The following is a 14,493-nucleotide window of genomic DNA, read 5'->3' as shown; positions in this document are numbered from 1 at the left end:
GAAAGGGGAGTTGACGGTGATCGCCGCCGAAGTCCACGCGTTCGGGTGCGCTACCGGTGTCCTGTTCGAGCGGAGGTTCGTCGGTCCCGGCACGGGCGTACGGTCCTTCGGTCGGCGCGGTACGGCTCGGGGCGTACGGCTCCGAAGGCCACGAGCCGTACCGCGTCACCCGGAGCGGGGGCTATGTGCGCGGGCACTCCTTCCAGGCCAGGTGGTACTTGGTGCTGATGTCCCCGTCGGTGGAGTCCATGGTCATGAAGCTCGTCCTGGCGGGGTCCGACGTGCCGGCGTCGACCCGGAGTTCGGTGTTGATGTTGAAGTTGCGCTCCTCCCCGCACGGCTTCCACACCAGTTGCGCCCACTCGGTCTCGTCGGTGGCCTGCCAGTTGTCGGCGTACGGACCGGCGAAGTCATGGCTGATGGAAGCCGTGTTCTCGGAGCCCTGGAAGTAGTACGAGGCCTTCTCCGTGCCCTTCGCTCCGGGCTGGAGGGAGGCGAAGCCCCGGTAGTCGGCGCTGGCGATCGCGTAGGTGAAGCCCTGCGGGACGTGCACGATCAGGTTGAGCTGGCAGTTCTTGCGGAACGCGGTCGGGTCGGAGGAGCCGCCGACCTGGGCGAGGTAGTCGCTGTACGTCACGGTGAACGCGGTGTTGTCCTCGGACACGGCGACCGCCGCGGTGCCCTGCGGGCAGCCCGAGCCGTTCACCGTGGCGACCTCGATCACGATCTTGTCCGGCGGCGGGTCGACGATCGCCGAGCTGTGCTGCGGAGCCGGAAGCGTCGCGGCGAAGAGCGCGGCCATCGCGCTGCTCGCCAGCAGTCCACCAGCCATCTGTCTCCCATTCCAGTGCGTCGGGCCGCGGGGCGTGATCCGCCATGTCGGCATGGCGGAGCGCCGCGGAGGTGGGGGGTGCAGCGATACGCACGCGTCGCAGGGATCCCGATGCGGTGCTCGTGTGGTCGCGTACGCATCGATTCGATCACTTGGCCCTGCCCCGTCGAGGAGCGACGGGGAACGGGAACTGCCCGAATGGTACGGGCCAATCGGGGGGTCGTCTGGGCGGTATCCGGTCGCCTTCGGGAGGTGGCGGCACCGTCGCCGATCTCGTGACCTGCGATCGCGGGTGCTGCGTGACGCTCTGTCGACGCCGGCCGAGCCTCGGCCGCGAGTCTCCCCGCGTAGCTGTCCGTTCCGGGGGCCTTGCGGGGCCTTCCGGGGCGGCATTCCTGACGGAGCGTCATCGACGGGATGCTGTACGCCCGTTGGCCTGAAGGCGCAACGCCGGACCGCACCCACGGCACAACACCCCACGAGACGGCGCGAACGCCGACCGCACGACGCCGGACCGTCGAGCGCGAGGCGGCGGCGGACCGGCGGACGCGGAGGCCAGGCGCCGATGGCCGTGCGCCGGGGCGGCCGGGCGAGGCCCCGGCCGCCCCCGCGCACGGATGGCCGACCAGGAACGCAACCGAAGCCCGATGGCCGTATCCGCACGCTCCGCCCAGGCCTGGGCGGAGCGTGCGGAGCATGGAGCATGGAGCGTGGGCGCTAGGGCTGCGTCGGGGCCCCCGCCGTCAGGAACTCCGTGACCGCCTTCTCGGCACGGCGGTCGAACTCGGCGTAGTGGGCCTCGCGTTCGGCGCCCGTCACGGCCTCGCCGACGACGAGGTTGCCGTCGGCGTCCACCCGCTGCGGGCGCTCCTCGGCGTCGGGGAGGAGGGCGACGGCGGAGTGCGCGAGCCCGCAGTAGTACGCGATGCCCTCGTTGAGGGACGCCTCCAGGACGGCCTGCATGCCCTCCGTGTAGGGGTCGTCGGAGGATGCGCCGGCCAGGCCCAGCCACAGGATGCGCTTCCCGGCGAGACGCGGCTTGCTGCGGCCGTACGCGAAGCCGTAGTTCCACACCCGGTCGATCCAGCCCTTGAGCAGGGCGGGCACGCTCTGCCAGTACACCGGGAAGACCGCCACGACGACGTCCGCGGCGAGCAACCGCCGCATGTGGGCCCGCACTTCGTCCGAGTACGGCTTCTCCCGGTCGCCCCACTCCGGTTGGTCCTCGACCGTCATCCGCGGATCGAAGCCCTCGGCGTGCAGGTCGAGCAGATCGACGGTGTGACCGGCGGCCTCCAGCTGCGCGACCGTACGACGGGTGGTGTGCGCGGTCAGGGAATCGGCGCGGTGGTGCGCCATGACGACGAGGGCGGTGCGGGTGGGGCTGTTGCCGGCGTTGTCGGGGCTGCTGGTGGGCTGGGTGGTCATGGTCGCTCCGTCTCTCCCGGCGGTCCGGGGTCGCTCGCGTACGTTCCGGGCGGGCCGGGGTTCGCTCGATCGACTCCAGTACAGCCGGGGGTGTTTGGATGATCCATGGGAGAAACGCTCCCCTGCATAGGAGATCGTCTACGCTCGGTGTGCGTGGACCCCTTGAGCTCTCTCCTCAGCGGCATCCGGGCCGAAGGCTCGGTCGTCACCCACGCCGTCCTCGAAGCCCCCTGGACCATCCGCTTCGCCGACCGCGCGCCCCTCACGATGCTCAGCGTCCTGCGCGGCACGGGAACCCTGCTCCTGCCGGACGGCACGACGCAGACCGTCGGCGCCGGCGACACCGCGATCGTCCGCGGCCCCGACCTCTTCCACCTCGCCGACCACCCGGACTCCGTCCACCGGCCGCACGAGCAGTACGAGATCGCCTGCTTCACCGAACCGGAACCGGAGCCCTGCGCCACCGAAGGCCTCGACGGCATCCGCTGGTACGACGACCCCGCCCACGGCCCTTCCTCCAACGGCGCGACCTCGCTCATCGTCGGCGCCTACCGCGCCTCCGGCCACCGCCACCGACGGCTGCTGCGCGCCCTGCCGCCCGTACTCGTCGTGCAGGAGGACACGGAGGTGTGCGCCTGGCTGGAGGCCGCCGCCGTCGACGCGTCCCGCCGTACCGCCGGGTCCCAGGCCCTGATGGACCGGCTCCTCGACTGGGGCCTCGTCTGCACCCTGCGCACCTGGTTCGAGCAGGCCGGCCACGAGGCGCCCAGCTGGTACCGGGGCCTCGCCGACCCCGTCCTAGCCCCCGCCCTCCTCGCCTTCCACGCCCGCCCCGCCCGCGCCTGGACGGTCGCGTCCCTCGCCGCCGAAGCGGGCGTCTCCCGCGCCGCGTTCGCCAAACGCTTCACGGACACGATGGGCAGCCCGCCCCTCGCGTACCTCACCGAATGCCGCATGGACGAGGCGGAGACCCTCCTCGCCGACACGGACCTGGCCCTCGCCCAGATCGCCCGATCCGTCGGCTACGCCGACGCCTTCGGCTTCAGCACCGCCTTCAAACGGCACCGGGGGGTGAGCCCTACGGCGTTCCGCACGCAGGCGGCCTGACCCGGCCGGCGGCGTACGTGTGCGCTCAGCGCGGCCAGGCGCAGTGGACGTGGCGGGTGTGGCCCGGGTCGCCGGGGCCGAGTACCTCTGTCGCGCCGAGGCTTCGGCAGGCCGACATCAGGGCCTCGTGCGGGGCGCCCTCGCCGACGTGGCGGCCGTTGATGTAGTTGACGTCGAAGGCGAGCCCCGCGTAGTGGCGGGAGTTGGAGCTGTGGTCGCCGCCGACGATCTCGGAGACGGAGAGCGTGAAGCCGTGGCCGGTGCGCAGTTGCAGCAGGCCGCGCAGCATCCCGGTGTCGAGGTCCACGCGCCGGCCGGGCACGTCGCTCCACGGGCTGGTCTGCGCGCCCTCGCCCCTGGACGTGTCGACGAGGTTCTGCCGTGCCGTCGACCCGGCGTGCGTGCCGCCCGGGTGGACGGTCGCCGGGTCGATGCCGTCGTCGGCGAGGATCTGCGCGGCGAGCTTCGCCCGGTCGCCGGACGGGGCGCCGGAGCCCGCGGCGAGCAGCGCGGGCCAGCTCTCCGGCCCCACCACACCGTTCGCGTCGAGCCCCTTCGCCTTCTGGTACGCCCTGACCGCGCCCGCCGTCGCCGGGCCGAACTCCCCGTCCACGGCGACCGATTGACCGCGGGCCGACAGCAGCGTCTGCGCCGCCTTCACCGCCGCGCCCTTCGCGCCCTCGCGCAACGTCGGGGTGAGCTTCCCCCACGTGTCGGGGCCGACGACACCGTCGACGCTCAGTCCCTTCGCCTTCTGGTACGCCTCGACCGCGCCCGCCGTCGCCGGACCGAACCGTCCGTCCACGTCCAGGGACCGGCCGCCCGCGACCAACAGGTGCTGCAGCGCGGTCACTTCGGCGCCGGACGCGCCTTCCTCGAGCGTCGGCCAGGAGGAGGCTGCGGTGGATACGGCGGTGGATGCGGTGGTGGTGGCGGACGCGGCGGTCGTGCCCGCCGAGGCGGGCTCCGGCGGCGACGCGGTGGCCACGGTCACCAGCCCCGCACAGCCCAGCACCCCGACAGCGACGGCGACGGCCATCCGGGTCCGGCGCGGACGAACGGGGCGAGCGTGACGGGTCGTACGTACGGACATGCTGAGCAACTCCCTTGCCTCGACTCGGCGTTGGAGAGCCCACTCTGCACGGCCGCGGCCGCCCTGGCCCGGTGGTGCGGGGGTGCATTCATGCATGCATACGCCGACCGTCATGCACGCCCTCGGACCTGCGGTTATGCAGGCGGCGTGCCAGGCGTCCCAGACGTCTCGGGCGCCCCCGGTGTGACGGCTTTCGTGGCGCACACCTCCCCGCGCGGCGTACGGGCGCACGCCTTCGCGTCGTCCGGGCTGACCGCCTCCACCATCGTGGTGTGCGCGTCGCGCCCCCACTGCTGCGTGTAGTGCCGGCTGCGGCCCGCGTTGTTGGTGACCCGTACGACATCGCCCTGCGAGGTGCCGCTCATCTTCGCCCACGCCGCCCGGCAGACAGGGCTGAACCGCAGCTCCACGAGCACGCCGTGCGCGCGGCCCGCGTAGTACGTCTCCGCGTCGTCCTGGCAGATCGCGTACTTGGCGTCGATGCCGTAGCAGGACGCGCCGCGGCACTCGGCCGGAGGCTGCGTACTCGCCGACTCCTGGACGGTGGGCGTGGCGGAGGGCGTCGCCCTGGGCCCCGGCGGGGAGGCCTGCCGCTCGTCACCGCCGCCCAGCGTCATGAAGGCGGTGAACCCGGTGACGCCGACGAGCGCGGCCGCGGCGACCGCGATCCACGGCCACTTCTTCCGCGTGGGGGCGGGGATCGGGCTGTCCTCCCCGGCCGCCGTCTCCGCCGACTCCGGCGCATCGTCCGCGACCGGAACTCCCGCCGCAGCCCCCGCCGCCCGCTCCTGCAACTCCAGCGCCGCGTCCAGCTCCTGCGGCGCCCGGCGCAGTACCTCGTGCATGGTGCGGATGACGTCGGGGCGGGCCGTCGTCGGCCGGGTCCTGTTCAGGTAGCGGGACAGCATCTCCTGGCTGATCCGTACGCCCCGCTCCGTGATCCGGCGGGCCAGCGCCTCCTGCGTGATCCTGTCGGGGTGCTCCTGCCACCAGCTCCGCAACAGCAGGGCGAGCTCCCGCTTCGCCGCCTGCCTCTGCTCGTCGCGTGCAACGCCCATTGATGCGTCTCCCCAGGTTCGACGTGCATGACGGCAGCTCAACCGCCATGCATCAGCGGGGCCTTGTGCATGAATCAGCCGGCCAGCCGAAAGTGTAGGACTCACGCGTCACACGTGTGCATGGTTGCCCCATCCGTCCGTCGCCTCAACTCCGGCCGCAGAGCGCCGACTTGAGGCGACACGACCTCCGCAACCTCCACACGTACGCCACCGCTCGTGGAAAGGGGCCCCCATGCCCGTACGCCGCTCATCCCCCCGGAACCCCGACCGGACCCCCGCCGGGCACCGGCGTCGCCGCAGCGGGGCGGTGCTCGCCGTGGCGGCCGTGGCAGCGGCGTCGCTGGTCGGCGGCGTGCTGCTGTCGACCGCGGACGAGAGCGCGGCCGCGCCGCCGTCCACGTACGCGGTCAAGGGCATCGACACCAGCCACCACAACCACGACGCGACCGGCGAGCCCATCGACTGGAAGCGTGTGGCCGAGTCGAACTCCTTCGCGTTCCTCAAGGCGACGCAGGGCACCGGCTACCAAGACCCCTGGTTCGCAAGGGACTTGGCGGCCGTGTCCGGTACGGGGATGCTGCGGGCCCCGTACCACTTCTTCGACCCGGAGAGCACCACGGACGGCGGCGCGCAGGCCGACCACTTCATCCGCACCGCCCGCGCGGCCGGCTACACCGGGCAGCAGGAGGGGGAGCTGCCGCCGGTCCTGGACGTCGAGACGTGCCCGGACACGTTCCGCGCCGAGCAGCTGACCGCGTTCCTCGACCGCGTGGAGGCGGAGTTCGACGTGACGCCGGTCGTCTACACCCGGGCGTCGTTCGTGAACGAGTGCATGTCCGGCGACGGCGGCGTCTTCAAGGGCCACCCGCTGTGGCTCGCCCGGTACGAGAGCGGGGCGAACGAGCCGCAGGACGTGCCGGGCGCGGGCGCCTGGTCGCTGTGGCAGTACACCGAGACCGAGGAGATCCCCGGCCTGCCCGGCAGCGGCGGCGCCGTCGGCAAGGGCGACCGGAACGTGTTCCGCGGCACCCCCGACGAGCTGCGCGGCCTCGGCCGGGGCGGCGCCACGCCCACCGATTCCCCGCAGCAGCCCGGCCCCGGCACGTCCTGGCCGACCCTGAAGCAGGGCGCGCAGGGCGTCGACGTGACCACCGCCCAACTCCTCCTCGCCGCCCACGGCCACGCGACGACGGCGGACGGCGTGTTCGGTACGGGGACGACGGCGAAGGTGAGGTCCTTCCAGAAAGCCGAAGGGCTGGACGCGGATGGCGTGGTCGGCCCGGCCACGTGGTCGAAGCTCGCCGTCACCCTGAAGCAGGGCGCACGAGGCGAAGCCGTCAAGGCCCTCCAACGCCAACTCGCCGCCCACGGCCACGACATCACCGCCGACGGCGCCTTCGGCACGGGAACGACCGCCGAGGTGAAGGCCTTCCAGAAGGCCGAAGGCCTGGACGCGGACGGGGTGGTCGGCCCGGCCACTTGGACGGCGCTGGTGGGTGCGGACGTCACAGGGTGATTGCGGTCGGCCTGCCCGGCCTCGGCTACTGTGCACCAGCCCACCAGCCCACCAGCCCACCAGCCCAGCAGTCCCAGGCGACCGGGAGGACCGACCGTGCCGAGTGAAGCCTCGAGTGACGCTCTGAGTGACGCCCTGAGCGACGCCGCGATGTCCGCGCTGCAGGAGCGGATCGTCGCCTCCCTGTGTGCGACGGTCGGACCGCTGCTGCGGGGCCGTGCCGCCGAGGAGTTGTACGCGCTGGCGCTCACCACGGACAGCGATGTCGTCACGCTCCGCCTGGTGGCCCACACCGAGGAAGCCCTCGCCGCGCTCCTCGCCCACGCCGGGGTCGGCGCGGCGGACGAGGGCGGGGACGACGACGCGGACCACTACCGCTGGTGGCCCGACGAGTGGGCGGAAGTCCCCGGCGCCTCGGACGACTTCGTCACGCCCGAGGGCGGCGTCGAGTCGACCGGCGACCTCTGCGACGCCCTGTACGCGGCCCACGCCTCCCTCGGGGAGAGGGACGACGAGGACGAGGACGATGTCCTCCACGACGCCTGGTGCGCCCGCGCCCGCGCCGTCCTCGACGGCGCGCTCGGCGACCCGCGCGTACGGGCCGCCCTCGCCGGGATCAACCCCGCCTGGCGCCCCGTCCTGTTCGTCACGGACACGGACGGCGACATGCGCGAGACCGTGCACAGCATCGACACGCTCAACTCCGTCCACCCCGCCCCCGCCCCGGCCCTGGTCGCCTCCGCACGCTCCTACTTCGACCAGGACTGACGCGCCGAGGTCGACCAACTCGGCCTGCCTGCCGTGCAGTTGGGGCCGTGTCCGTACCCTGGACACACCTGTATCCGTACCCCTAAGCTCCGCCTCGGCCAGCTCTGAGAGCGCTCTCACCGACCTGTTCCACCCACGTTCCACCCCACCTCCGGGAACGACGAAAGGGTCCTCATCGTGAGACGCACGATCGTGAGACGCACGTCCGCAGCGCGGACAGCCCTGTCCTCCTTGCTCGTCGCCGGCGCCTGGGCGGGCGCCGCGCTCGTCCCCAGCGCCTCCGCGGCGAGCCCCGCCCCGACCGCGACCGCGGCTCGGCCCGCCTCCGCCCAGCCCGCCTCCGCCTCGCTCCTCCAGGCACTGCAGCGCGACCTCGACCTGACGCCGGCCGAGGCCCGTACGCGGCTCGCCGCCGAGCGGGACGCCGCCCGGGTCGAACGCGCCGCGAAGAAGGCCGCCGGGGCGGCGTACGGCGGTGCCTGGTTCACCCCGTCGAAGAGCGGCGCCGACGGACGCCTGACCGTGGCCGTGACCGGCGAACGCGAGGCCGACGCGGTGCGCGCCACCGGCGCCGAGGTCCGCCTCGTCCGGCACAGCGCGCGGCAGCTGGACGCCGCCAAGGCCCGCGTCGACAAGCTCGAGGCGCCTGCGGGCGTGGGGAGTTGGCGGGTCGCGCCCGAGAAGAACAGCGTCGTCGTGAGCGTCGTCGAGGGCGAGCGTTCGGACAACGATGTCAGGGAGTTCGTGGAGCGGGCGCGCGACGTGGCGCCCGTACAGGTCGAGAGCGTGCCGGAGGCGCCGCGCACCTTCGCGGCGGGCACGGTGGGCGGCGACCCGTACTACACGGGCAACGTCCGCTGCTCCATCGGCTTCTCCGTGCACGGCGGCTTCGTGACGGCCGGGCACTGCGGACAGACCGGGGCCGGGGTGCGCGGCTGGGACGGCAGCGACATCGGCAGCTTCCGCGGCTCGTCGTTCCCCGACAACGACTACGCGTACGTGAGCGTCGGCAACGGCTGGTGGACGGTGCCCGTCGTGCTCGGCTGGGGCACGGTCCCCGACCAGCTGGTGCGGGGCTCGGCGGAGGCGCCGGTCGGGGCGTCGATCTGCCGCTCGGGTTCGACGACGCACTGGCACTGCGGGACGCTGCTCGCCAAGAACGAGACCGTCAACTACAGCCAGGGCGCCGTGCACCAGATGACGAAGACCAGCGTGTGCGCCGAGGGCGGCGACTCCGGCGGCTCGTTCATCAGCGGCGACCAGGCCCAGGGCGTGACCTCGGGCGGCTGGGGCAACTGCTCCGGCGGCGGCGAGACCTGGTTCCAGCCGCTGAACGAGATCCTCGGCCGCTACGGGCTGACCCTGCACACGGCCTGAGGGTTCGGTCCGCAGAGGTTCCGGTCCGCAGAGGGTGCGGTCCGGTCCGCAGAGGGCGCGGGTGCGGGTACGAGGCGCGGGGCTCCGCGGCACGGCGGGCCCCGCGTCTTCGCGTGCCCGCGCCCGCGCGCCGTGTCGCGTGAACCCGCGACGGCGGCCCGGGGCGTTGTCAGTGCCCTCGACTAGCCTTCCGAACACACACTCGCACCACCGCACCACTCGGAAGGAACAAGAGAGTTGACCGACCTGGCCCCGTTCCCCCTGCCCTTCACCGTCGGGTACGCGATGCCGACGGCGCAGCCGAAGACGCGGCGGGAGCTGGAGATGATCCAGTGCAGTGCCCGGATACGGGAGAAGGCGGACTGGACCGCCAAGATGCGGGACCCCGAGATCGTCGCCAGGTGGACGCGGGAGGCGGCCGAGCAGGGCATGACGGAGGCGCAGATCGCGTACGTGCTGGCGGAGCTGGCGCACTACGCCGCGCTGCGGGACGCGCGTACGGGCATCGAGGTGTCCGCCGTCGACGGAGTGTGGCAGTCGGACACGCTGGTCGACGACGCGCTCACGGCCCGGCTGCGCGCCGCCGTCCGGGTCCTGGAGGACGTCCCGGAGGCGGAGCTCGACTGGCACCCGGGCTCCGACCGGCAGGTCCTCGACCTGGTCCACCCGTCCCTGTTCTGCAACGTGCGGGAGGCGAGCGGCGGGCCCGAGCGCGCCTGGCAGAGCCCGGCGGACCGGGAGTGGACGAAGTACCAGTTCTCGGAGAAGTTCCAGTGGCTGCCGACGGACGTCGAGGTCGACGCCGAGGGCAACGCCACGTTCCTGTCGTACGTCAACAACGTCCACCCGGAGAAGCACCGCGAACTCGCCGCCGTCCTGCCGGAGTTGTTCGGCCGCGTGCTGCCGCTGTTCGAGAACGTGCTGACGGACCTGCGCCACCCGCGCCCCCTGCGCATCAAGGCGGACCCGTGGGGGTGGTACGAAGACACGGAGCCGGTCCGCCCCGACGGGGACGACGAGGAGACGTACACGGCGTACGACGAGGCGTGGGAGGAGTGGTGGGAGAACCGCCGCCCGACCCTCCCCGACGCCCCGGAGTTCACGGCCCCCGAGGTCCCGGACGCGGCCGAGCGCGTCGACCTGCGCGGCCGGCGCCTGCAGGTCATAGCGAAGCTCGCCACCATCCACCTCACGCCGGACCGGCCGGAGTACGCGGGCGGCTCCTGGCACGTCGAGGGGATGATGAACGAGCGGATCGTCTCCACGGCCCTCTACTACTGGGACAGCGACAACATCACCGAGTCCCGCCTGGCCTTCCGGACCGCGCTCGACGACCCGGAGTACGAGCAGAACGACGACGCCGGCATGCGCGACGTGTACGGCCTGAACGACGAGGACCCGCTCAACCAGGTCCTCGGGTCCGCCGCCACCCCGGCCGGCCGCTGCCTGGCGTTCCCGAACGTCCTGCAGCACCGCGTCAGCCCGTTCCGGCTCGCCGACCCGAGCCGCCCGGGCCACCGGAAGATCCTCGCGTTCTTCCTCGTCGACCCGTCGCAGACCATCGTCTCGACCTCCGACATACCGCCCCAGCAGCCCTGGGCCGAGACGTCGACCATGACCCTGGAGCAGGCCGAGGCGTACCGCGAACAGCTCATGCACGAGCGAAAGTTCTTCGTCGACGAGCACAACGAGCAGCTGTACGAGCGGGAATTCTCCCTCTGCGAGCACTGACCGCCCCGACGCCCGACGCCCGACGCCCGACGCCCCGCGCAGCGGGCCCGGGGGCGGGGTCCCTGGGGGGCGCTCGGGGGCTCGGCTCCCGGGGGTGACCTCCGTCAGGCTGCCCGCCCCAGGACCCGGCCGAGCGCGTCGCGCAGTGCGCTCTCCGGGTCGTCGGGGAGGGTGGCCGAGCGCCAGGCGATGTGTTTGTCCGGGCGTACCAGCAGGGCGCCGCTCTCCTCGGTCTCCCGGAGCTTGGCCCAGTCGTAGTAGAGGTCGGTGACCTCGCGGCCCGGGCCGATCACCACGGTCTCCAGGGGGAGTTGCAGCTCTTCGGCGACCTTCGCGGCCGCGTGCTCCCAGGCCTCGCCGGCGACACCGGTCAGCAGCGTCCAGCGCGTGTACGGGGCGAGGTCCATCAGCGCGAGCCGCCGCCGGTGGTCGCCGACCCAGGCGTGCGGGAGATGCGAGCCGGGGACGGTGGACATCTCGTAGTAGAGGTCGGGGTCGCGGGTCGGCGTGGGCGGCGGCCCGTCGGGGACGATCGCCGTCGACGTGTAGAACTGGCCGAGCTCCACGCCGTGCGCGTTGAACTCGTAGTTCTTCTGCTCCATCGCCGCGACCAGCGCCGCCCGCTTGCGGGCCCCGGCCTCGGTGTTGGCCTTCCGCTCCTCGATCCGCTCGGCCATCTCCGCCTCGGTCCGCGCCGAGGTCACGCCGAGCGCCTCGAAGAGCCCGGCGAACTCGCGGCCGGACCGGTTGGCCCGCTTCACGATCCGCTCCGCGACGGGGGCGCGTTCCGCCGAGTACGTGTCGAGGAGCGCGGGCCCGGCCTGCCCGCGCAGCACGGCGGCCAGCTTCCAGGCGAGGTTGTACGAGTCCTGCACCGAGGTGTTGGAGCCCAGGCCGTTGCTCGGCGGGTGCCGGTGGACGGCGTCGCCGACACAGAAGACCCGGCCCTCGTGCAGGCGGGTCGCGTACATCTCGTTGTTGCCCCACAGCGAGGTGCCGGTGATCTCCACGTCGAGGTCGGGCATGCCGAGCAACTGCCGGACGATCTTCGTGGCCTCCGCCTCGTCGACGACCGGGGGCTCCTCGGCGATGTCGTACCCCCAGACGATCAGCCACTCGTTCCACGGCCGCACCATCCGCACCAGGCCCGCCCCGATGCCGCCGACGTCGGCCCCCGGCTGGATCACCCAGTACAGGACGGAGGGCCGGTGGTCCACGTACGCGGAGATGTCGGCCTTGAAGGTGATGTTCATGGAACCGGCGATGTCCATCCGCCCCTCGAAGGGCAGCCCGAGGTCGGCGGCCACCCGCGAGCGGGCGCCGTCGGCGCCGATCAGATACTTCGCGCGCACGGTGAAGTGCGCACCGCTGAGCCGGTCCAGGCAGCGGACGGTGACGCCGTCGGCGTCCTGGGTGTGGGACACGTACTCGGTGGAGAACCGCGTCTGCGTCCCGCGCGCGGAGGCGTTTCTGACGAGGATCGGTTCGAGGTACGTCTGCGGGATGTCCACGGTCAGACAGGGCGAGGCGAGCCGGTAGTCGCCCTCGCGGTCGGGCCGGGTGCCCCAGGTGCGGATCCGGCCTATCTCCTCGCCGGCGATGCTGGTGCAGAAGACGGTGTCGCCGACCAGGGAGTGCTCGGTGGCCTCGGCGAGCACCTGCTCCTCGATGCCCATGTCCCGGAAGATCTCCATGGCCCGCTGGTTGGTGATGTGCGCGCGTGGAGTGTGCGCGGTCCAGCGGTACTTGGTGATCATCAGGTTCGGTATGCCGAGCGTGGCGAGAAAGAGCGCGGCGGCGGCGCCGGCGGGGCCCGAGCCCACGATGAGTACGTCGGTCTCGATCCCGGCTTCGATCCCGGCTTCGATCCCGGCTTCGATCCCGGCCTCGGCCTCGGCTCCGGCTCCGTGTTCCTGCATGTTCCGAACGCGCCTTTCGAAAGTTGAAACTTGCATTAAGTATGGGTCGCGTGGGAACGCTGGCGCAAGGTGAGGTGTGAGTGGTCTGCTGTGGCGCGAGGGCGCGAAGTCCTTTTCGTGCAGCCTGAATTGAGGAGAAGCCCATGCGCCGCACGCTCGCCGTACTGCCCGCCCTGCTCGCCGCGTCGGCCCTCGCGGCGACGGCCGTACCCGCCCACGCCGAAGCAGGCTGGGAGCCCGCACCCTCCGCGCCCTGGGACACGGCGGCGGGGGAGCGCTGCGACTTCCCCGTGCACGGCGAGCCCGTCGTCGACGAGGTCGTCCGACAGGTCCTGGAAACCCACCCCGACGGCACCCCGAAACGCGTCGCGTACAAGGGCGCCCTCGTCGTCCGCCTCACCAACACCGCGACCGGCGCCTCGTACGACGCGGACGCGGGCGGCCGGGCCCTCGTCGAGTACCGTGCGGACGGCTCCCAGTTCTGGGACGTACGCGGCCCCGTCCTCGTCGGCGTAGCCGAGAACGGCGGCAACCTGCCGCGCGGCCTGCACCTCGTGGACGGCGTGTACACCCTGCACATCGGCCCCGACGGCTACAAGACGGTGACGATGCAACAGGGCGGGCGCGACGATCTGTGTGCGCGGGTGGACTGACCGCGGGACGCCACATCCCGCAGCGCGCCGGGCGTTGACCGGCCCCGCCCTCAACACCGTCTGGCCTACTGCGAGATGCGAGGTGGCGTGACGGGAGGTCAGATGTGCCCCATGCACCACACAAAGGCCTCAGCATCCACGAACTCCCGCCGACTCCTCGCCTCCGGCGCCCTGGCCGCCTCCCAGTTACTGCTGTTCACCCTGCCCGCAGCGGCCGTGACCGCCGACGACCCGGCCCCGGCCACCGGCGAGACGCGTACGGCCGAGCACGCGCGGGGCTCGGCCCAGATGGGCGAGGGGATCCTCGCGTACGAGGGCGTCCAGGGCGTGCCCGCCGACACGCGCGTCGCCCGGACCCGGGGCGTGGACGTGTCCAGCCACCAGGGCAACGTCGCCTGGAAGAAGCTGCGCAAGAGCGGCGTGCGCTGGGCGTACGTCAAGGCGACCGAGGGCAGGTCCTACCGCAACCCGTACTTCGCGCAGCAGTACGTCGGCTCGTACAGGAGCGGCATGATCCGCGGCGCGTACCACTTCGCCACCCCGGACACCTCGTCCGGCGCCGCCCAGGCCGACTACTTCGTCAAGCGCGGCGGCGCGTGGTCCAAGGACGGCAGGACGCTGCCGGGCGTGCTCGACATCGAGTACAACCCGTACGGCTCGACCTGCTACGGCAAGTCGCCGCGTCAACTCGTCGGCTGGATCCGGGACTTCCTCAACCGGTACGAGAAGCGCACCGGCCGCGACGCGGTGATCTACACCTCCACCAACTGGTGGAAGAAGTGCACCGGCAACTACCGCGGTTTCGCCGCCACCAACCCGCTCTGGATCGCCCGCTACGCCTCGACCGTCGGGCCTCTCCCGGCCGGCTGGAAGTGGCACACGATGTGGCAGTACACGGCCAACGGCCGCATCGTCGGCGACCACAACCGCTTCAACGGAGCCCTGGACCGGGTCAAGGCCCTCGCCAACGGCTGACCCCACGCACCGGCCTCGGGGCCCGCCCGCACGACA

General features: G+C 72.4%; 12 protein-coding genes. 7 read left to right on the top strand and 5 right to left on the bottom strand.

The window, feature by feature from the left end; translation table 11 throughout:
- Window positions 1-181 precede the first annotated feature (181 nt).
- Together ACIDOF_RS10615 and ACIDOF_RS10610 are read right to left on the bottom strand one after the other, a co-directional pair.
- A complete protein-coding gene (locus ACIDOF_RS10615; RefSeq protein WP_409005523.1) occupies window positions 182-832 on the bottom strand; it encodes a DUF4360 domain-containing protein in 651 nt (216 codons plus the stop codon).
- A 717-nt stretch (window positions 833-1,549) separates the two neighbouring features.
- On the bottom strand, window positions 1,550-2,260 hold the full coding sequence (locus tag ACIDOF_RS10610; RefSeq protein WP_409005522.1) for an NAD(P)H oxidoreductase: 711 nt from the start codon (window positions 2,258-2,260) through the stop codon (window positions 1,550-1,552).
- A 105-nt stretch (window positions 2,261-2,365) separates the two neighbouring features.
- Between ACIDOF_RS10610 and ACIDOF_RS10605 the strand changes: the two genes are divergently transcribed.
- Window positions 2,366-3,367, top strand: coding sequence for an AraC family transcriptional regulator (locus ACIDOF_RS10605; protein WP_409005521.1), 1,002 nt, complete (start codon window positions 2,366-2,368; stop codon window positions 3,365-3,367).
- 25 nt (window positions 3,368-3,392) lie between these two features.
- Here ACIDOF_RS10605 and ACIDOF_RS10600 read toward each other — a convergent pair whose 3' ends face one another.
- Together ACIDOF_RS10600 and ACIDOF_RS10595 are read right to left on the bottom strand one after the other, a co-directional pair.
- Window positions 3,393-4,406 (bottom strand): peptidoglycan-binding protein, encoded by a 1,014-nt coding sequence (locus ACIDOF_RS10600; protein WP_409005520.1) that lies wholly within the window; start codon window positions 4,404-4,406, stop codon window positions 3,393-3,395.
- A 188-nt stretch (window positions 4,407-4,594) separates the two neighbouring features.
- Window positions 4,595-5,518 carry a DUF2690 domain-containing protein gene (locus tag ACIDOF_RS10595; RefSeq protein WP_409005519.1) on the bottom strand — a complete coding sequence of 308 codons (924 nt, stop codon included), beginning with the start codon at window positions 5,516-5,518 and terminating at the stop codon, window positions 4,595-4,597.
- Between the two features lie 316 nt (window positions 5,519-5,834).
- Between ACIDOF_RS10595 and ACIDOF_RS10590 the strand changes: the two genes are divergently transcribed.
- From ACIDOF_RS10590 to ACIDOF_RS10575, 4 genes are all read left to right on the top strand, one after another.
- Window positions 5,835-7,034: a GH25 family lysozyme gene (locus ACIDOF_RS10590; protein ID WP_409005518.1), complete on the top strand. Its 1,200-nt coding sequence runs from the start codon at window positions 5,835-5,837 to the stop codon at window positions 7,032-7,034.
- Window positions 7,035-7,130: 96 nt separating this feature from the next.
- Window positions 7,131-7,802 carry a DUF4303 domain-containing protein gene (locus ACIDOF_RS10585; protein WP_409005517.1) on the top strand — a complete coding sequence of 224 codons (672 nt, stop codon included), beginning with the start codon at window positions 7,131-7,133 and terminating at the stop codon, window positions 7,800-7,802.
- Window positions 7,803-7,979: 177 nt separating this feature from the next.
- Window positions 7,980-9,179, top strand: a complete 1,200-nt coding sequence (locus ACIDOF_RS10580; protein ID WP_409005516.1) for a S1 family peptidase — start codon at window positions 7,980-7,982, stop codon at window positions 9,177-9,179.
- A gap of 237 nt (window positions 9,180-9,416) precedes the next feature.
- Entirely contained in the window at window positions 9,417-10,910 is a 1,494-nt protein-coding gene (locus ACIDOF_RS10575) for a DUF4246 domain-containing protein (RefSeq protein ID WP_409005515.1), read from the top strand.
- A gap of 104 nt (window positions 10,911-11,014) precedes the next feature.
- Here ACIDOF_RS10575 and ACIDOF_RS10570 read toward each other — a convergent pair whose 3' ends face one another.
- A complete protein-coding gene (locus ACIDOF_RS10570) occupies window positions 11,015-12,829 on the bottom strand; it encodes an FAD-dependent oxidoreductase (RefSeq protein WP_409005514.1) in 1,815 nt (604 codons plus the stop codon).
- Between the two features lie 143 nt (window positions 12,830-12,972).
- On the opposite strand from ACIDOF_RS10570, the gene ACIDOF_RS10565 reads away from it, so the two are divergent.
- Window positions 12,973-13,482 (top strand): hypothetical protein, encoded by a 510-nt coding sequence (locus tag ACIDOF_RS10565; protein WP_409005513.1) that lies wholly within the window; start codon window positions 12,973-12,975, stop codon window positions 13,480-13,482.
- A gap of 111 nt (window positions 13,483-13,593) precedes the next feature.
- Window positions 13,594-14,457 (top strand): lysozyme, encoded by an 864-nt coding sequence (locus ACIDOF_RS10560; protein ID WP_409005512.1) that lies wholly within the window; start codon window positions 13,594-13,596, stop codon window positions 14,455-14,457.
- Window positions 14,458-14,493: the final 36 nt, after the last annotated feature.

Source organism: Streptomyces sp. Da 82-17, from assembly GCF_046098215.1.
Lineage (GTDB): Bacteria > Actinomycetota > Actinomycetes > Streptomycetales > Streptomycetaceae > Streptomyces.
This window is presented reverse-complemented; position numbering and strand designations above follow the sequence as displayed.